Origin of the sequence: Streptomyces sp. NPDC127197 (genome assembly GCF_042672405.1) — a bacterium.
Lineage (GTDB): Bacteria > Actinomycetota > Actinomycetes > Streptomycetales > Streptomycetaceae > Streptomyces > Streptomyces flavusporus.
Map to the genome: position 1 here is coordinate 46031 of NZ_JBHXVG010000017.1, position 18115 is coordinate 64145.

At 69.3% G+C, this 18115-nt stretch carries 14 protein-coding genes; 7 read left to right on the forward strand and 7 right to left on the reverse strand.

Annotated elements, in window-relative coordinates:
* Nucleotides 1-7 precede the first annotated feature (7 nt).
* Complete coding sequence (locus ACFVJQ_RS25215) at nucleotides 8-1837, forward strand: NHL domain-containing thioredoxin family protein (protein ID WP_385787095.1); 1830 nt, start codon at nucleotides 8-10, stop codon at nucleotides 1835-1837.
* Between the two features lie 12 nt (nucleotides 1838-1849).
* On the opposite strand, the gene ACFVJQ_RS25220 is transcribed toward ACFVJQ_RS25215, so the two are convergent.
* From ACFVJQ_RS25220 to ACFVJQ_RS25235, 4 genes are all read right to left on the reverse strand, one after another.
* A complete protein-coding gene (locus tag ACFVJQ_RS25220; protein WP_385511619.1) occupies nucleotides 1850-2098 on the reverse strand; it encodes a DUF6458 family protein in 249 nt (82 codons plus the stop codon).
* A gap of 65 nt (nucleotides 2099-2163) precedes the next feature.
* The gene (locus tag ACFVJQ_RS25225) at nucleotides 2164-3462 is read right to left on the reverse strand and encodes a M18 family aminopeptidase (protein WP_385787098.1); all 1299 of its coding nucleotides are present in this window, start codon (nucleotides 3460-3462) and stop codon (nucleotides 2164-2166) included.
* Between the two features lie 78 nt (nucleotides 3463-3540).
* On the reverse strand, nucleotides 3541-5367 hold the full coding sequence (locus ACFVJQ_RS25230) for an acyl-CoA dehydrogenase (protein ID WP_385511622.1): 1827 nt from the start codon (nucleotides 5365-5367) through the stop codon (nucleotides 3541-3543).
* Between the two features lie 128 nt (nucleotides 5368-5495).
* The gene (locus ACFVJQ_RS25235; protein ID WP_385787101.1) at nucleotides 5496-6329 is read right to left on the reverse strand and encodes an intradiol ring-cleavage dioxygenase; all 834 of its coding nucleotides are present in this window, start codon (nucleotides 6327-6329) and stop codon (nucleotides 5496-5498) included.
* A gap of 121 nt (nucleotides 6330-6450) precedes the next feature.
* Here ACFVJQ_RS25235 and ACFVJQ_RS25240 point away from each other — a divergent pair, with 121 nt between their 5' ends.
* The 5 genes from ACFVJQ_RS25240 (at nucleotide 6451) to ACFVJQ_RS25260 (ending at nucleotide 11656) form a co-directional block, all read left to right on the forward strand.
* Nucleotides 6451-6915 (forward strand): SseB family protein, encoded by a 465-nt coding sequence (locus tag ACFVJQ_RS25240; protein ID WP_224736589.1) that lies wholly within the window; start codon nucleotides 6451-6453, stop codon nucleotides 6913-6915.
* A 185-nt stretch (nucleotides 6916-7100) separates the two neighbouring features.
* A complete protein-coding gene (locus tag ACFVJQ_RS25245) occupies nucleotides 7101-9047 on the forward strand; it encodes an Ig-like domain repeat protein (protein ID WP_385787104.1) in 1947 nt (648 codons plus the stop codon).
* 140 nt (nucleotides 9048-9187) lie between these two features.
* Nucleotides 9188-10165 carry a pirin family protein gene (locus tag ACFVJQ_RS25250; protein ID WP_224736587.1) on the forward strand — a complete coding sequence of 326 codons (978 nt, stop codon included), beginning with the start codon at nucleotides 9188-9190 and terminating at the stop codon, nucleotides 10163-10165.
* Between the two features lie 83 nt (nucleotides 10166-10248).
* A complete protein-coding gene (locus ACFVJQ_RS25255; RefSeq protein ID WP_385787107.1) occupies nucleotides 10249-11304 on the forward strand; it encodes an AI-2E family transporter in 1056 nt (351 codons plus the stop codon).
* A gap of 1 nt (nucleotide 11305) precedes the next feature.
* On the forward strand, nucleotides 11306-11656 hold the full coding sequence (locus ACFVJQ_RS25260) for a nuclear transport factor 2 family protein (RefSeq protein ID WP_385511628.1): 351 nt from the start codon (nucleotides 11306-11308) through the stop codon (nucleotides 11654-11656).
* Nucleotide 11657: 1 nt separating this feature from the next.
* Here the strand turns inward: ACFVJQ_RS25260 and ACFVJQ_RS25265 are convergent, their stop codons facing one another.
* Entirely contained in the window at nucleotides 11658-13784 is a 2127-nt protein-coding gene (locus ACFVJQ_RS25265; protein ID WP_385511630.1) for a SpoIIE family protein phosphatase, read from the reverse strand.
* Nucleotides 13785-13929: 145 nt separating this feature from the next.
* Here ACFVJQ_RS25265 and aspS point away from each other — a divergent pair, with 145 nt between their 5' ends.
* Nucleotides 13930-15693 (forward strand): aspartate--tRNA ligase, encoded by a 1764-nt coding sequence (gene aspS / locus ACFVJQ_RS25270; protein ID WP_385511632.1) that lies wholly within the window; start codon nucleotides 13930-13932, stop codon nucleotides 15691-15693.
* A 105-nt stretch (nucleotides 15694-15798) separates the two neighbouring features.
* Here aspS and ACFVJQ_RS25275 read toward each other — a convergent pair whose 3' ends face one another.
* Together ACFVJQ_RS25275 and metG are read right to left on the reverse strand one after the other, a co-directional pair.
* Nucleotides 15799-16164, reverse strand: coding sequence for a PH domain-containing protein (locus ACFVJQ_RS25275; RefSeq protein WP_385511633.1), 366 nt, complete (start codon nucleotides 16162-16164; stop codon nucleotides 15799-15801).
* 116 nt (nucleotides 16165-16280) lie between these two features.
* Nucleotides 16281-17996, reverse strand: coding sequence for a methionine--tRNA ligase (metG, locus tag ACFVJQ_RS25280; protein ID WP_385787112.1), 1716 nt, complete (start codon nucleotides 17994-17996; stop codon nucleotides 16281-16283).
* Between the last annotated feature and the right edge of the window lie 119 nt (nucleotides 17997-18115).

Sequence of the window (18115 nt, forward strand, 5' to 3'; positions counted from 1 at the left end):
TTGATCCATGACCGATTCCTCCCCGGCCCCGACTCCTCGTCGCGCCCGCGTCCGCGCCCCCGAGCTGACCGGCAAGGGCGGCTGGCTGAACACCGGCGGCAAGCAGTACAGCCTCGCTGACCTGCGAGGACGTATCGTCCTTCTCGATTTTTGGACATTTTGCTGTGTGAACTGCCTGCACGTCCTGGACGAGCTGCGGGAGCTGGAGGACAAACACCGGGACACGGTCGTGGTCATCGGGGTGCACTCGCCGAAGTTCGTGCACGAGGCGGAGCATCAGGCGGTGATCGACGCCGTCGAGCGGTACGGCGTCGAGCATCCCGTGCTCGACGACCCCGAGCTCGCGACCTGGAAGCAGTACGCGGTGCGGGCCTGGCCCACGCTCGTGGTGATCGACCCCGAGGGGTATGTGGTCGCGCAGCACGCCGGTGAGGGGCATGTGCACGCCATCGAGCGGCTGGTGACCGAGCTGGAGGCGGAGCATGCCGCGAAGGGCACCCTGCGGCGCGGGGACGGGCCGTACGTGGCGCCGGAGCCGGAGCCGACGGTGTTGCGGTTCCCCGGTAAGGCGCTGCTGCTGCCGAGCGGGAACTTCCTGGTCAGCGACACGACGAGGCATCAGCTCGTGGAGCTGGAGGCCGATGGTGAGTCCGTTGTACGGCGCATCGGGTCCGGCGTCCGCGGCCTCTCCGACGGCACGGCGGACACGGCCACCTTCAACGAGCCGCAGGGTCTTGCCCTCCTCGACGACGGCTCGGTCGTTGTCGTCGACACCGTGAACCACGCCCTCCGGCGGCTGGACCTCACGTCCGGTGAGGTCACGACCCTCGCGGGCACCGGCAGGCAGTGGATGCAGGGCGACGCCACGTCCGGCCCCGGCCGCGAGGTGAACCTCTCCTCCCCCTGGGACGTCGCCTGGTGGCAGGGCAAGGTCTGGATCGCCATGGCCGGCGTCCACCAGCTGTGGACGTACGACCCCGCCGACGGCACCGTCTCCGTCGCCGCCGGCACCACCAACGAGGGTCTCGTGGACGGCCCCGGCGCGGAGGCCTGGTTCGCGCAGCCGTCCGGCCTCGCGGCCACGCCCGACCGGCTGTGGCTCGCCGACTCCGAGACGTCGGCGCTGCGCTGGGTCGACCCCGACGGCACCGTCCACACCGCCGTCGGCACCGGTCTGTTCGACTTCGGTCACCGCGACGGAGCCGCCGAACAGGCCCTGTTCCAGCATCCGTTGGGCGTGAACGCGCTGCCGGACGGCTCGGTCGCCGTCAGCGACACCTACAACCACGCCCTGCGCCGCTACAACCCCACCACCGACGAAGTGACGACGCTGGCCACGGATCTGCGCGAGCCGAGCGACGCGGTACTGGTCGGCGACGACATCGTGGTCGTCGAGTCGGCCCGGCACCGGCTGACCCGGCTGCGCCTCCCGGAGGAGGCGGTCCGCGTCGAGGCGGTCGCGCACCGCACCCAGCGCGCGGCCACCGAGGTCGCTCCTGGGCGTCTGAGGCTGGACGTGATCTTCCAGGCCCCGGCGGGCCAGAAGCTCGACACCCGGTACGGCCCCTCGACCCGCCTGCTGGTCTCGTCCACACCTCCCGAACTGCTGGTGGACGGTGAGGGTGTGGGAACCGATCTCTCCCGAGTCCTGGAGCTCGACCCCGCGGTCCCGGAGGGCGTCCTGCACGTCTCCGCGATGGCGGCGTCCTGCGACGACGACCCTTCCAACGAGTACCCCGCCTGCCACGTCCACCAGCAGGACTGGGGCGTCCCGGTCCGTCTCACCGAAGGCGGCGCGGACCGGCTGCCGCTGGTCCTGGCCGGCTTGGACGCCTGACCGTGCGGGGGCTCACACGCCGTACCCGTCGCTGTACCCGTCCCGCCGATGGTGGTGCCGCTCCTCCACGACCGGTGTCGCGGGTGGCACCACCACTCGCCTGCGCCGGGCGATGCTGCTGAAGGTCGTCACGCCGATCAGGCCCACGATCATCAGGATCACGCCGACCAGGTCGAGGTTGACCCCCTCCATGTCCCAGTCGGTAGCGAACGTGAGGATGGCTCCCACGGCGATGAGGATGATGCACCCGCCGAGGCCCATGAGTTGTCGCCTCCCTGTCCGGTCCGGTCGTTCCGGCCGGGGGCGGGTACCCGGCCCGACGGGCGTTACCCCTCCAGGAAGGCCACCAGCGCGTTGGCAAGGAGGAACGGATCATCCACCCCGCACAACTCCCGCGCGCTGTGCATCGACAGGATCGCCACCCCGATGTCCACCGTCCTGATGCCATGCCGCGCCGCCGTGATCGGGCCGATCGTCGTGCCGCAGGGCATGGAGTTGTTGGAGACGAAGGACTGGAACGGGACGTCCGCCTTCTCGCAGGCCGACGCCCAGACCGCACGGCCCGAACCGTCGGTCGCATAGCGGTTGTTGACGTTGACCTTCAGGATCGGCCCACCGTTGACGCGCGGATGGTGCGTCGGGTCGTGGCGCTCCGCGTAGTTGGGGTGGACCGCGTGGCCCGTGTCGGAGGACAGGCAGACCGTTCCCGCAAACGCCCTCGCCCGGTCCTCGTACGACCCTCCTCGCGCGAACACCGAACGCTCCAGCACGCCGCCGAGCAGCGGCCCGTCCGCGCCGGTGTCCGACTGGGAGCCGTTCTCCTCGTGGTCGAAGGCCGCCAGGACCGGGATGTACGGCAGCCCCTCACCGCCGGTGGCCACCGCGGTCAGTGCCGCGACGCCCGCGTGCACCGACAGCAGGTTGTCCATGCGCGGGCCCGCCACCAGCTCCTTGTCCCGGCCCAGGTACGCCGGCGGCTCCACGGAGTGCACCATCAGGTCCCAGCCGGTGACCTCGCCCGCCGGGATCCCGGACTCGGACTCCAGGAAGGCGATGAGGTCGCCGTCGCGGACGTCGTTGCCGAGGCCCCAGATCGGCTGGAGGTGGCGCTGCTTGTCGAGCTTGAGGCCCTCCGACGACACCGAGCGGTCCAGGTGGATCGCGAGCTGGGGGACGCGCAGGAGCGGGCGGTCGATGTTCACCAGGCGGGTCGTGCCGTCGCGCAGGGTGAGGCGGCCGGCCAGGCCCAGGTCGCGGTCCAGCCAGGAGTTCAGGAGCGGGCCGCCGTAGATCTCGACCGCCACCTGCCGCCAGCCGTGCGCCCCCGTGTCGGGCAGCGGCTTGACCCGCAGGTTGGGCGAGTCGGTGTGCGCGCCGACGATGCGGAACGGCGTGTGCGGGGCCGCGCCCTCCGGGACGTACCACGCCACGATCGCGCCACCGCGCAGCACGAACCTGCCGCCGTTCGTCCCGTCCCAGGCGTCCGTCTCCGCGACCTGCCGGAAGCCGGCCTTCTCCAGCCGCTCGGCGGCGTTCGCCACGGCGTGGTACGGCGAGGGGCTCGCCGCCAGGAAGGACATGAGGTCGTCGGTGTGACCGCGATCGAAGCGGGAGGGTTCGCTCATGGGTTCACCTTAACGACGTACGAGGGCCCGCTCCCGGCAAAGGGGAGCGGGCCCTCGTGAGGAAGGTGTGGACGGAGACTAGAACGCGGCCTCGTCCAGCTCCATCAGGTCCAGGTCGACGTTCTCCGACAGCTTGCGGGCCAGCGTCACGCCGGGCAGCACGGTGGCCGCGAAGAACTTCGCCGCCGCGATCTTGCCGGTGTAGAAGGCCTTGTCCTTGGCGGAGGCCGACTGAAGCTTCTCGGCGGCGACCGCGGCGCCCTTCAGCAGCAGGTAGCCGACGATCACGTCACCGGAGGCCATCAGCAGGCGGGTGGTGTTCAGGCCCACCTTGTAGATGTTCTTGACGTCCTGCTCGGTGGCGGCGAGGTCGGTCAGCATCAGGCCGACGATCGCCTCCAGCTCGACGGCCGCCTTGGCCAGCTGCTCGCGGGCGCCGGACAGCTCCTCGCCGCCGGTGCCGAGGGCGAGGAACTTCTTGATGTCCTCGGCGAGGGAGTTCAGCGCGGCGCCCTGGTTGCGGACGATCTTCCGGAAGAAGAAGTCCTGGCCCTGGATGGCCGTGGTGCCCTCGTACAGGGTGTCGATCTTGGAGTCGCGGATGTACTGCTCGATCGGGTACTCCTGCAGGAAGCCGGAGCCGCCGAAGGTCTGCAGCGACTGGGCGAGCTGCTCGTAGCCCTTCTCGGAGCCGTAGCCCTTGACGATCGGCAGGAGGAGGTCGTTGAGCGCGTGCTCCGTCGACGCGTCCTCGCCCGCCGCCTCCTTGACCGCGATCGCGTCCTGGATCGAGGCCGTGTAGAGGACGAGGGCGCGCATGCCCTCGGCGTACGCCTTCTGCGTCATCAGCGAGCGGCGCACGTCGGGGTGGTGCGTGATGGTGACCTTGGGCGCGGTCTTGTCCATGAAGTTCGCCAGGTCGGGGCCCTGGACGCGCTCCTTGGCGTACTCGAGGGCGTTGAGGTAGCCCGTCGAGAGCGTGGAGATCGCCTTCGTGCCGACCATCATGCGGGCGAACTCGATGATGCGGAACATCTGGCGGATGCCGTCGTGCTTGTCGCCGATCAGCCAGCCCTTGGCGGGGTGCTGGTCGCCGAACGTCATCTCGCAGGTGTTGGAGGCCTTCAGGCCCATCTTGTGCTCGACGTTCGTGGCGTACACGCCGTTGCGCTCGCCCAGCTCGCCGGTCTCGAAGTCGAAGAGGTACTTCGGGACGAGGAAGAGGGACAGGCCCTTGGTGCCCGGACCAGCACCTTCCGGCCGCGCGAGCACGTAGTGGAGGATGTTCTCCGACATGTCGTGCTCACCGGACGTGATGAAGCGCTTCACGCCCTCGATGTGCCAGGAGCCGTCCTCCTGCTGGACCGCCTTGGTGCGCCCGGCGCCCACGTCGGAACCCGCGTCGGGCTCGGTGAGGACCATCGTCGAGCCCCACTGCTTCTCGACGGCGATCTGCGCGATCTGCTTCTGGACCTCGTTGCCCTCGTCGAAGAGGATCCCGGCAAAGGCCGGGCCCGAGGAGTACATCCACACGGCCGGGTTGGCGCCCAGGATCAGCTCCGCGTACGACCAGATCAGCGACGGGGGAGCCGTCGTACCGCCGATGGCCTCGGGCAGGCCGAGGCGCCAGTACTCGGAGTCCATGAAGGCCTGGTAGCTCTTCTTGAACGTCTCCGGGACCGGAGCGGTGTTGGTCTCCGGGTCGAAGACCGGCGGGTTGCGGTCGGCGTCCGCGAAGGACTCGGCCAGCTCGTTCTCCGCGAGCCGGGTGAGCTCGTCGAGGATGCTCTTGGCGGTGTCGACGTCCATCTCCTCGAACGGGCCGGTGCCGTACAGCTTGTCGCGCCCGAGTACTTCGAAGAGGTTGAACTCGATGTCGCGGAGATTCGACTTGTAGTGCCCCATGGCGACGGCTCCGTAGAGAGATCGGCGAGGCACTGGATCCTCGCGCTAGTTCACGTACCAACAAGTAGCTACGATGATGCTACCCGTCAGTAATAAGACGCAACCCCGATCCCCTCATCTGTGACGGGTCACACCGGCACCGTGAGCGTCGCCGTGTAGCCCTTCTCGACACTGCCCGTCACCGTGGCCAGCTGCTGGTCGTGGCCGTCGCTGAAGATGTTGTCCGTCTCCAGGGAGAGTTGGCCGAGGTTCTGCACGCTCTGGCTGTAGCCGTCCGTGGCGTACACCGTGTCGCAGACGTCCTTCGGCAGCGCGAGCTGGGAGGTGTTCGTGATCGAGGTGGCGGCGGTGGCGTCGTCCAGGCTTCCGTAGACCTCGAAGTGGATGTGCGGCCAGCGGCCCGCGTAGCAGGCCGGGAAGATGCTCCTGAAGGTGACCTGGCCCTTGTCGTCCGTCTCCTGGACGCCGCGCAGATAGTTCTCCTCGGTGACGCCCTCCGAGTACAGGGAGTAGTTGCCGTCCCGGTCGCAGTGCCAGAGGTAGACGGCGGCGCCCTGCTTCGGGGTACCGCAGCCGGAGGCGGCGTCGACGACGGTGAGCGTGATGGTCAGGGGCACGCCCTCGGCGGTGCCGCCGGCCGAGTCGCCGAAGCTGGAGGTGATGTCGCTGCGGACGACGCCGCTCTCCTTGAGGACGTTCACGCCGTTGGAACCGTCGCCGGGGTAGGGGCCGGCGGTCTCGTCCGGGATCGTGGCGCACTCGGTGGACGAGGAGGAGGACGAGGAGGCCGAGCTCGGCGAGCTGCTGCCGGCGGTGGTGTCGTCCTCGGCCGAGCAGCCCAGGAGCGGCACCAGGCTCGCACCCGCCATCAGCCGGATCATCCGGCGGCGGGCGAGGACGGGAAGATCGTAGGAGAGGCCTCTGTCGTGCTCATGTGTTTCGTCGTGGTGGCGTCTGCTCATGGGACAGACGCTATGAGCGGCACCTGTGGGAAGCCAGGGCGGTGGCTGTCAAGTCGCTGTCGGTTTGCCAGGGCACCCATACCGGCCCGCCTGCCCGGCTGCCCTCGGTACGCTTGCGCCCATGTACGGCTACGACCAGAACGTCGGTGCCCAGCAGGGCTACGTCCCCCCGCAGCAGATGCCCGGCGGGTACGGACAGCAGCAGCCGCCGCTGTACCCCGAGCCGTCCCCGCCCTCGCTCGCGGACGCGGTGCGTGCCTTCACCACCGGGCAGATGTCCGCGGAGGACTTCCAGCAGGTCTTCGCGACGTCGAAGGTCTACTGCCCGCGCGGTGACAACCCCGGCTTCCTCGCCCTGCACAACACCCAACAGCCGGTGATCCCGATGTTCAGCTCGCTGAAGGAGCTGCGCCGGTACGCGGGCAAGGAGTCCAAGTACTTCGTGATCACCGGCGCAGAGGTGATCGACCTGCTGCCGACCGGCTACGGCTTCGTCCTCGACATGGAGGGCGAGCACCGGATGGTCTTCGACGCGAAGGCGGTCGAGGAGATGGTCGATTTCGCGATGCGGCGGATGTACGGCTAGGAGGAGCCGGGGGCCGGGGGGCGGAATATCCCCTCCCTTGTTGTCACAGCCATGCCATAGAGTGCCCCTTGGCAGCCGCGCCCCGCACGTCACCGCTTCCCCGCGGTCCGCGTCCGGGTGCCGCGCGGCGCTCTCATCTCCCCGGCTCCGAGCCGGTTTCTCTGTGGGGGTTCAGCACTGTGCGCATGCGCAGCACTTCGGCCGCGACGGCGCTCGCGGTCCTGTTCAGCTCGGCGGCGCTGAGCGTCGTGGCGGCCGGGTCGGCGTCGGCCGTGACGGCCACCGTCGGCTCGTACGGCGGCATGGTCGTCGACGGGGCGCGCGAGCGGGTCTACCTCGGTGACGACGCGACGGGGGCGATCATCGCCGCCGACTACAACGGCAACCGTGTCGACTCGGTGAGCGGTATCAACGGGGTCTTCGACCTGGCACTCTCCGACGACGGCAGCACGCTGTACGCCACCGCGCGGGTCAGCCACGAGATCGTGGCCCTCGACGCGGCCACCCTGGACATCAAGGCCCGCTATCCGGTCGCCACCAACACGGGCCCGGTGCACGTCGAGTTCGCCGGGGGCAAGGTCTGGTTCAGCTACGGCGACCAGTGGGACGGCGACCTCGGTTCCGTCGACCCGGCGGTGGACCCGGCGACCGGCGCCGACCCGGTGGCGCTGGCCCAGCTCCCGACCGAGGGAACGGGGGTCGGACTGTGGGGGCAGGCCCTGCTGGACACCGATCCGCTGCGGCCGGGCCTGCTGGCCGTCGGCGAGACCGGGGACTCCACGGGCACCGAGGCCGTCCTCGACGTGTCGAGCGGCACGCCCAAGGTGACCGCCTGGCACGACACCTCGTACGCCCTGAACGACGGAGTCGGAGACATCGACCTCGTCGCGGGCAGCGACCAGGTGCTCGTCAACGGCACCGACCGGCACGCCTACGCGAACGGCACCTTCACCAAGGCCGGCGCCTACCCGGCCGGGCAGCGGGCCGACGTCGGGCGCAGTGGCCTGATCGCCCAGATCTCGGGCACCAAGGTCGCGATCTACCGGCCGAACGCCACGCAGCCGGTGCGGACGTACAGCATGGGCACCCAGGGGGCGGCCGCGCTGGCCTGGGCCCCGGACTCCTCCCGGGTCTTCGCCCTGGTCCCGGGCGGCAACGGCTACACGCTCAAGCCGCTCACCCAGCCGACCCTCAACGTTCCCACCCTCACGGTCAACGCCCCGTCGACCGCCACCCGCGCCAAGCAGCTCACCGTCACCGGCAAGATCTCGGCGACGGTGCCGTTGTCGGCCGGCGTCCAGTTGAGCGTCACCCGCACCGACCTGGAGAGCCCCAGCGGCAAGGCGCTGCCCGCCGTCACGGTGAAGGCGGACGGCACCTATTCCTTCACCGACACCCCGCCGGCCGGCGGCAAGGTCAAGTACACGGTGAAGTACGCGGGCGACGCCACGCACACGGCCGCGAGCGCCTCCGACACCGTCGAGGTCTCCCGCGCCTCGACCTCGCTCAGCTTGAACAACAACGGCAAGCTGTACAGCTACGGCGCCGACGTCAAGTTCACCGCGCACCTTGGTACGACGTACAAGAACCGCTCGGTGGAGATCTGGGCCAACCCGTTCGGCGGGGACAAGCCCAACAAGCTGATCAAGACCGGGACGGTCAACTCCGACGGCAACATCTCCGCCTGGGTGGACATGACCCGGGACACCACCGTCACCGCGGTGTTCAAGGGCGACGCCCGCTACAAGCCGAAGACGGTGAATGTCACGGCGTACGCCAAGGTGAAGGTCTCCACCGCCGTCTCCAGGCACTACAAGACCGGCAAGATCGGCTCGACCACGTACTACTGGTTCCACAAGAGCACCGACCCGCTGCTCACCACGACGATGACCTACTACCCGGGTCGTCAGCAGCGCTTCGACCTCCAGGTCTACTACCAGGGCTCGTGGTACTCGGCGGACTCGCAGTACTTCCCGATCGGTACGAACGGCAAGTCGGCCGTGACCCTGGAGGCACCGGGCGAGTCGGGCATCCGGGCGCGGATGCGCTCGGTGTACGTCAACGGCTCGTCCGGCGACACCGTGAACTCCACGACGTACGGCTCGTGGAAGTACCTGTACTTCAGCAACTGACGCAACCGACGCAACCGACGCCACTGACGACGTACCGTGCAGCGGCGAAGGCCCGGAGGGAATGTCCTCCGGGCCTTCGGCGTTCCGGGTAGCGGAAAGTTCAACGTTCAACTAGACTCGAAGCACAAGGAGGTACCGACATGCCTGCAGTGACCGTCGAGAACCCGCTGACGCTGCCCCGCGTGACCGCACCGGCCGACGCCGTGGCACGCCCCGTGCTCGCCGTCACGACCGCGCCGAGCGGTTTCGAAGGTGAGGGCTTCCCGGTGCGCCGGGCGTTCGCCGGGATCAACTACCGCCACCTGGACCCGTTCATCATGATGGACCAGATGGGAGAGGTGGAGTACGCGCCGGGTGAGCCCAAGGGCACCCCCTGGCACCCGCACCGCGGCTTCGAGACCGTCACCTACATCATCGACGGGATCTTCGACCACCAGGACTCCCACGGCGGTGGCGGCACCATCACCAACGGCGACACCCAGTGGATGACCGCGGGCTCGGGGCTCCTCCACATCGAGGCCCCGCCGGAGCAGCTGGTGATGTCCGGCGGTCTCTTCCACGGCCTGCAGCTGTGGGTGAACCTCCCGGCCAAGGACAAGATGATGCCGCCCAAGTACCAGGACATCCGCGGCGGCAGCGTTCAGCTCCTCACCTCCCCCGACGGAGGCGCGCTGCTCCGGGTCATCGCCGGTGAGCTGGACGGCCACCAGGGCCCCGGTGCCACGCACACGCCGATCACGATGATCCACGCGACGCTGGCGCCGGGCGCGGAGATCACCCTGCCGTGGCGGGAGGACTTCAACGGCCTGGCGTACGTGATGGCGGGCAAGGGCGCGGTCGGTGCGGAGCGCCGCCCGATCCACCTGGGTCAGACGGCGGTCTTCGGCGCCGGCTCCTCGCTGACCGTCCGTGCGGACGAGCAGCAGGATTCGAACACGCCGGACCTCGAGATCGTCCTGCTGGGCGGTCAGCCGATCCGCGAGCCGATGGCGCACTACGGCCCGTTCGTGATGAACACCCGCGACGAGCTCCAGCAGGCCTTCGAGGACTTCCAGAAGGGCCGACTGGGCACGATCCCGGCCGTGCACGGCATGACGGAGAGCGGGCCGAAGGGCTGATCCTCAGCCGGTTGCTGACGCCATGTCACCCGGGCGGGCTGTTCGCGCAGGACAGCCCGCCCGGTGCGTGATCATCTGGACGGGTGCATCTGCTTCCCGACTCCGTGCGACGACTGGCCGCCTGGTGTGCCGTCATCCTGCTTGTCGCCGGGGTGGTGTACGTCGGGATCCTGCTGTGCACCCATCTGCGGGCGGCCGTGGTGCCGGTGCTGCTGGCGCTGCTCGGCACCGCGCTGCTCGGGCCCTTCCACCGGCGGCTCGTCAGGGCCCGGGTCAACCGGTCGGTCGCCGCCGGGCTCACCTGTGTCGCCGTCGTGGCGGTGGTCGGCGGGGCCGTGTACATCGTCGTCGCGGCGCTGATCGACAGCGGGGACCAGATCATCGCCTCGCTCAGGGACGCGGCGCGGGGGCTCGCCGAGCACTTCGGGGCGGCCGGGACCTCGCTGGACGACATGGCGTCCAACGCGCGGGAGCTGCTGGGCAGGTTCGGCGGGACGGCCGCCTCGGGGCTCATCAGCGGGGTCAGCGTCGTCGGCGAGACCATCGCCATCGCCGTACTGGCGCTGCTGCTCGTCTTCTTCTTCCTGCGGGACTCCGACCGGGCCACCGGCACCCTGCGCGCGCTCGCTCCGCACGGGGCCGCCGACACCCTGGAGGCCATGGCGCGGCGGGCCTACCGGGCCGTCGAGGGGTTCATGCGCGGGACCACCTTCATCGCCTTCATCGACGCCGTGTGCATCACCGTCGGACTGCTGATCCTGGACGTGCCGGGCGCCCTGGGGCTGGGGGCGCTGGTCTTCGTCGGCGCCTACATCCCCTACCTCGGCGCCTTCATCTCCGGGGCGGTCGCCGTGCTGGTCGCGCTCGCCGACCGGGGCTTCGTCATCGCGCTGTGGGTGCTCGGGGTGGTGCTCGCCGTGCAGGTGCTGGAGGGGCATGTGCTGCAGCCGATGATCCAGAGCCGGACGGTACGTATGCATCCGGCGGCGGTCATGCTGGCCATCACCGCGGGCGCGTCCGTCGCCGGAATCCTCGGGATGCTGCTGGCGGTACCGCTCACCGCCGCCGCCTTCGGGGTCCTGCACGAGCTGCGGGCTCGTTACGAAACGCCGCCCGAACCAGAGCAGTTGGAGACCTAGCGTGCACGATCACACGGGCGGCGCAGCGGCCGCCGTCGTCGAGGCCGCGTTCCGGTACTACCGGGCGCAGGACCGCGAGGCGGCAGTCCTGCTCTACGCCGACGACTTCACCTTCACCAGTCCGCAGGACGACCACATCGACAAGGACGCGTTCTTCGAGCGGTGCTTTCCCACCGCCGACCGGGTCAGGGAGCAGCGGTTGCTGAAGGTGACCCCCGCGGATCCGGAGCTCGTGTTCGCGTACTACGAGTACGAGCTCCCCACGGGCGAGAGGTACCGCAACGTGGAGGCGATCACCGTACGCGACGGGCTCATCCGGGACGTGCGGGTCTTCTTCGGCGGCCGGGAGTGACTCAGGCGGGGTGCCCGTCGGACTCGTACACCTCGAACCAGGTGCTCTTGCCCTCGCCCCGCGGGTCCACTCCCCACGCGTCCGCCAGCATCTCGATCAGCATCAGCCCCCGCCCGGAGGACGCCAGCTCCCCGGGCCGGCGCTTGTGCGGCAGGTCGTCGCTGGCGTCGGTGACCTCCACCCGCATCCGCCGCCCGGCCGGCTCCCCGGTGACCTCGGCGACCAGGAGCGCGTCGGCGTCGGTGTGCACGAGGACATTGGTGAGCATCTCGGACAGCAGCAGCACCGCGGTGTCCACCTGGTCGGCCGAGGACCAGTCGTGCAGAAGGTCCCTCAGCTCCTGCCGGGCCACGGCGACGCGTTCCGGCTCGTCCTGGGCGACGGTGAGCATCGTGCGGCGCACGGCCAGCCGGTCGGTCACGGTGTCGCCGTAGCTGTATTCCTGGCCCTGCCGGGACAGCAGCAGCACGGCGATGTCGTCCTCGCGCCGGTCGGCGAGCGGGCCGGTGGTGTGGTGGGAGGACGGCCCGTGCACGGCCTGGACCAGGGCGTCGGCGAGTTCCTCCAGCTCGTCGCCCTTGTGCTCCTCGAGGACCGTCCGGATGCGCAGCCAGCCCGACTCCAGATCGTGCCCGCCGGTCTCGATGAGGCCGTCGGTGCAGATCATCATGGTCTCGCCCGGTTCCAGGAGGAACCGCGTGGTGGGGTAGTCGGCGTCCGGGTCGATGCCGAGCGGCAGCCCGCCGTCCGTCGGACGTTTCAGCACCGTGCCGTCCGCCAGCCGGATCGCCGGGTCCGGGTGTCCGGCGCGAGCGATGTCCAGGACGCCGGTCGCGGGGTCGGCCTCGACGTAGAGGCAGGTCGCGAAGCGCAAGTCGGCGGGGTCCTCGTCGACGGTGGAGATGCCGTGCAGGAAGCGGGAGGCGCGCGAGAGCACGGCGTCCGGGCGGTGGCCCTCGGCCGCGTACGCCCGTAGCGCTATCCGCAGCTGGCCCATCAGGCCGGCCGCCCGTACGTCATGTCCCTGCACGTCGCCGATGACGAGGGCGAAGCGGCCGTTGGGCAGCGGGATCATGTCGTACCAGTCACCGCCGACCTGGAGCCCGCCGCCGGTGGGGATGTAGCGGGCGGCGACGCTCATGCCGGGGATCTCGGGGCCCAGCGTGGGCAGCATGGAGCGCTGCAGGCCGTCGGTGAGCTCCCGCTCCGATTCGGCGGCGCCGGCCCGGCTGAGGGCCTGGGCGAGCATGCGGGCGACCGTCGTCAGCACGGATCGTTCGTCCGGGGTGAACGCCACCGGATAGGCGAAGGCCGCCATCCATGCGCCCATGGTGCGTCCGGCGAAGGTCAGGGGCAGGAACGCCCAGGACTGGCGGCCGAACTGCTCGGCGAGCGGCCAGGTGAGCGGATAGCGGGACTTGTACTGCTCGGGGGAAGAGAGGTAGACCGCCCGGCCGGTGCGCACCACCTCGGCCGCCGGATAGTCGGTCTCCACCGGCATGTGCGTGAAGCGTTTCTCATCGCCGGGCCGGTAGCCGTGATGACCGATGACCGTCAGCCGGTCGGCCTCCACGCCGAACACCGCGAGCCCGTCCGGTGAGAAACCGGGCATCGACAGCCCGGCCGCGACCCGCAGCACCTCCTCCGTGGACCGCGCCTCGGCCAGTGCCCGGCCCGCGTCCAGCAGGAACGCCTCCCGGGAGCGCCGCCAGTCGCCGGTGACCGCACGGCGCCCCGCAGGTGTGCCCGGCGACGGGTCGGTGACCTCCTGGAGGGTGCCGATCAGCTGGTACGCCCGGCGCTCGGGGTCGAAGCTCGGTTTGGAGCGGCTGCGCACGGTGCGGATCACCCGGCCCCGCTCGTCCATGATCCGCACCCGCACCTCGGCGAGCGTCCGCTCGACGACGGCGAGACCGATGACGCTGACGATCTCGTTCCAGTCGACCGGGTGGAGGCGCGCCCGGGCCTGGGATTCGGTCAGGGTCGACTGTTCGGCGGGCAGTCCGAGCAGCCGAGCGGCCTCGGCGTCCACGGTGACCAGCTTTGTGGCCGTGTCCCAGTGCCACAGGCCGGTCGCGAGGGCGGCGAGGACCTGCCCCACAGCGGGAAGGGGCTCACCAATACGCATTGGCCCACTCTAAGAAGAGGTGATCGAAGGGTGCCACTGGTGTCGCACGTACCTAATGGTGGGGAGGCCGTCGCGGGCGGCCGGTACCCTGGGGAGAAGTTTCACGTGAAACACGCCCCGATCCGCGAAGACTGGATGAACGACGATGCATCGGTACAGGTCCCACACCTGCGGCGAGCTCCGCGCCTCTGACGTCGGCACCGACGTCCGGCTGAGTGGCTGGCTGCACAATCGGCGCGACCTGGGCGGCATCCTCTTCATCGATCTGCGCGACCACTACGGCATCACGCAGCTCGTCGCCCGTCCCAACACGACCGCCTACGAGGCCCTGGACAAGCTCTCCAAGGAGACCGTCGTACGGGTCGACGGCAAGGTCGTCTCCCGCGGCACCGAGAACATCAACCCCGACCTGCCGACCGGCGAGATCGAGATCGAGGTCGGCGAGGTGGAGGTGCTGGGCGCTGCCGCCCCGCTCCCCTTCACGATCAACACCGAGGACGGGGTCAACGAGGAGCGGCGCCTGGAGTACCGCTTCCTGGACCTGCGCCGCGAGCGCATGCACCGCAACATCATGCTGCGTACGGCGGTCATCTCGGCGATCCGGCACAAGATGACGGCGCTGGGCTTCAACGAGATGGCGACCCCGATCCTCAGCGCCACCTCCCCGGAGGGCGCCCGCGACTTCGTCGTGCCCTCCCGCCTCCACCCGGGCAAGTTCTACGCCCTGCCGCAGGCCCCGCAGCAGTTCAAGCAGCTGCTGATGATCTCCGGCTTCGACCGTTACTTCCAGATCGCGCCCTGCTTCCGCGACGAGGACGCCCGCGCCGACCGCTCGCCGGGCGAGTTCTACCAGCTCGACATCGAGATGTCCTTCGTGGAGCAGGAGGACGTCTTCCAGCCCGTCGAGAAGCTGATGACGGAGCTGTTCGAGGAGTTCGGCAACGGCCGTCACGTGACGTCCCCGTTCCCGCGGATCCCGTTCCGCGAGGCGATGCTGAAGTACGGCTCCGACAAGCCGGACCTGCGCGCCCAGCTCGAGCTGGTGGACATCACCGACATCTTCGAGGGCTCCGACTTCAAGGCGTTCGCGGGCAAGCACGTGCGCGCGCTGCCGGTGCCGGACGTCTCCGGGCAGCCCCGCAAGTTCTTCGACCAGCTCGGTGACTTCGCCGTCTCGCTCGGCGCGAAGGGCCTGGCTTGGGTGCGCGTCGGCGAGGACGGCTCGCTGTCCGGCCCGATCGCCAAGTTCCTCACCGAGGAGAACGTCAAGGTCCTCACCGAGCGCCTCGGCTTGGAGGCCGGCCACGCCGTGTTCTTCGGCGCGGGCGAGTTCGACGAGGTCTCGAAGATCATGGGCGCGGTGCGGGTCGAGGCCGCCAAGCGGGCCGGGCACTTCGAGGAGGGCGTCTTCCGGTTCTGCTGGATCGTCGACTTCCCGATGTACGAGAAGGACGAGGAGACCGGCGCGATCGACTTCTCGCACAACCCCTTCTCGATGCCGCAGGGCGGCCTGGAGGCCCTGGAGACCCAGGACCCGCTGGACATCCTGGGCTGGCAGTACGACATCGTCTGCAACGGCGTCGAGCTGTCCTCCGGCGCGATCCGGAACCACGAGCCCGAGATCATGCTGAAGGCCTTCGAGATCGCGGGCTACGACCGGGAGACCGTCGAGGACAAGTTCGCCGGCATGCTGCGCGCGTTCCGCTTCGGCGCCCCGCCGCACGGCGGCATCGCGCCCGGCGTCGACCGCATCGTCATGCTGCTCGCCGACGAGCCCAACATCCGCGAGACCATCGCCTTCCCGCTCAACGGCAACGCCCAGGACCTGATGATGGGTGCGCCGACCGAGCTGGAGGAAGCGCGGCTGAAGGAGCTGCACCTGTCGGTGCGCAAGCCGCAGCCGAAGTAACCCACGCGGCGTGAGTGGCCCGGAACCGACGTCGGTTCCGGGCCACTGACGTACGCAGGGCTCTCACTCAGCACTTACTGACGCGCCGTAAGGCCCCTGATCGGACTACCTCGCCACGAACTGGGTGAGGATCGCCTGCACCTCGTAGATGTCGACGCCCTTGGTGAAGGTCTTCTGGATCGGCGTGGCCGAGCCGGAGAGCCAGATCTTCAGTTCGGCGTCGAGGTCGAAGGTGCCGGCCGTCTCCACCGCGAAGTGGGTGATGCTCCGGTACGGGACGGAGTGGTACTCCACCTTCTTGCCGGTGATGCCCTGCTTGTCGACCAGGATGAGACGGCGGTCGGTGAACAGGATGGTGTCGCGGACCAGCAGGTACGCGGCGTGCACCTGCTCCCCCTGGCCCAGCAGACGCGCGTAGTCCTGCTGGGCCGTACCCGGATCGATGCTGTGTGCGTTTCCGAACAGTGCCATGGACGGACCCCCACTCGGTCGGCTCACGCGTCGTGCGTGAGCCGATGCGGCAATGGCCTCACATGATCTTCATATGTGGCCACTGTGTCCAGATCATGGCGTGGTATCGGTTCCGATCACGCCGGCTCGCCGCCGAAGCGCTCCTTGTACGCCGCCAGGTCGTCGTCCGTGAGCTTGGCGAAGAGGACCGGCGGGACGGTGAAGGGGGTGCCGGCGGGGACGGAGGTCAGAGACTTGGCCTCCTCCTCGGTGACCCAGGTCGCCGTGTCGTCCTTGAGGTCGAACGCCGAGCGCATGGCCGCCGAGGAGGTCGGGATGAAGGGCTCCGAGACCACCGCGTAGAGGTGGATGAGGTTCATCGCCGTACGGAGGGTCAGGGCGGCACCCTCCGGGTTGGTCTTGATCTCCAGCCAGGGAGCCTTTTCCTCCAGGTAGGAGTTGCCGGCCGACCACAGCGCGCGGAGGGCGGCCGCCGCCTTGCGGAACTGGATGGCCTCCATCTGCTCCTCGTACTCGGTGAGCAGCCGCGCGATCTCCTCGCCGAGCTTCGCCTCTGCCTCGCCGGGCTCCGCACCGGCCGGGACCTCGTCGCCGAAGCGCTTGCGGGAGAAGGACAGGACGCGGTTGACGAAGTTGCCGAGGGTGTCCGCCAGGTCCTTGTTCACCGTGGCCGTGAAGTGCTCCCAGGTGAAGGACGAGTCGTCCGACTCCGGGGCGTTGGCCATCATGAAGTAGCGCCAGTAGTCGGCGGGCAGGATCTCCAGCGCGTCGTGCGTGAAGACGCCGCGGCGCTGCGAGGTGGAGAACTTGCCGCCGTAGTAGTTCAGCCAGTTGAAGGCCTTGATGACGTCGACCTTCTTCCACGGGGCGCGGGTGCCCAGCAGGGTCGCCGGGAACATCACGCTGTGGAAGGGGACGTTGTCCTTGCCCATGAACTGCGTGTAGTGGACGTCCGCGTCCGACTCCCACCACCAGGAGCGCCAGTCGCGGTTCTCCGGGTCCTGGTCCGCCCACTCCTTCGTCGCGCCGATGTACTCGATCGGGGCGTCGAACCAGACGTAGAAGACCTTGCCCTCGGCCGCGAGGTCCGGCCAGGTGTCCGCGGGGACCGGGACGCCCCAGTCGAGGTCGCGGGTGATGGCGCGGTCATGCAGGCCCTCGGTGAGCCACTTGCGGGCGATGGAGGAGGCGAGGACGGGCCAGTTGTCGGCTCGCTCGTCGACCCAGGCCTCGACCTCTCCGGCGAGTGCCGACTGCAGGAGGAAGAGGTGCTTGGTCTCGCGGACCTCCAGGTCGCTGCTGCCGCTGATCGCGGAGCGCGGGTCGATGAGGTCGGTGGGGTCCAGGACGCGGGTGCAGTTCTCGCACTGGTCGCCGCGGGCCTTGTCGTAGCCGCAGTGGGGGCAGGTGCCGATGATGTAGCGGTCCGGGAGGAAACGGCCGTCGGCGTTCGAGTACACCTGGCGGATGGCGCGCTCCTCGATGAAGCCGTTCGCCTTCAGCTCGCGGGCGATCTCCTGGGTGATCTCACGGTTCTGGGGGGAGGAGCTGCGGCCGAAGTAGTCGAAGGCCAGGTTGAAGCCGTCGTAGACCGCCTTCTGGGCGTCGTGCGCCTGGGCGCAGAACTCGTCGACCGGCAGGCCCTGCTCCTTGGCCGCCAGTTCCGCTGGGGTGCCGTGCTCGTCCGTGGCGCAGATGTAGAGAACGTCGTGGCCGCGCTGGCGGAGGTAGCGGGAGTACACGTCCGCCGGGAGCATGGACCCCACCATGTTGCCCAGGTGCTTGATCCCGTTGATGTACGGAAGGGCGCTGGTGATGAGGTGTCGAGCCATCGCGGGCTGCTCCCAGGTTTTTACAGGGGGTGACGATCGTCGTTTCTCTGGTCGTCTCGGAACCTTGAAATCGTAGCCGACATGGGCGGGCCGCCCGCTTCCTGTTTTACCGGGCGGAA

Bases quoted from the DNA above. Each gene is read 5' to 3' on its own strand.
- ACFVJQ_RS25215 (WP_385787095.1), top strand. From the start codon at position 8: ATGACCGATTCCTCCCCGGCCCCGACTCCTCGTCGCGCCCGCGTCCGC.
- ACFVJQ_RS25235 (WP_385787101.1), bottom strand. From the start codon at position 6,329: ATGAGCAGACGCCACCACGACGAAACACATGAGCACGACAGAGGCCTC.
- ACFVJQ_RS25245 (WP_385787104.1), top strand. From the start codon at position 7,101: ATGCGCAGCACTTCGGCCGCGACGGCGCTCGCGGTCCTGTTCAGCTCG.
- ACFVJQ_RS25230 (WP_385511622.1), bottom strand. From the start codon at position 5,367: ATGGGGCACTACAAGTCGAATCTCCGCGACATCGAGTTCAACCTCTTC.
- ACFVJQ_RS25225 (WP_385787098.1), bottom strand. From the start codon at position 3,462: ATGAGCGAACCCTCCCGCTTCGATCGCGGTCACACCGACGACCTCATG.
- ACFVJQ_RS25250 (WP_224736587.1), top strand. From the start codon at position 9,188: ATGCCTGCAGTGACCGTCGAGAACCCGCTGACGCTGCCCCGCGTGACC.
- ACFVJQ_RS25240 (WP_224736589.1), top strand. From the start codon at position 6,451: ATGTACGGCTACGACCAGAACGTCGGTGCCCAGCAGGGCTACGTCCCC.
- ACFVJQ_RS25220 (WP_385511619.1), bottom strand. From the start codon at position 2,098: ATGGGCCTCGGCGGGTGCATCATCCTCATCGCCGTGGGAGCCATCCTC.
- ACFVJQ_RS25265 (WP_385511630.1), bottom strand. From the start codon at position 13,784: ATGCGTATTGGTGAGCCCCTTCCCGCTGTGGGGCAGGTCCTCGCCGCC.
- aspS (WP_385511632.1), top strand. From the start codon at position 13,930: ATGCATCGGTACAGGTCCCACACCTGCGGCGAGCTCCGCGCCTCTGAC.
- metG (WP_385787112.1), bottom strand. From the start codon at position 17,996: ATGGCTCGACACCTCATCACCAGCGCCCTTCCGTACATCAACGGGATC.
- ACFVJQ_RS25275 (WP_385511633.1), bottom strand. From the start codon at position 16,164: ATGGCACTGTTCGGAAACGCACACAGCATCGATCCGGGTACGGCCCAG.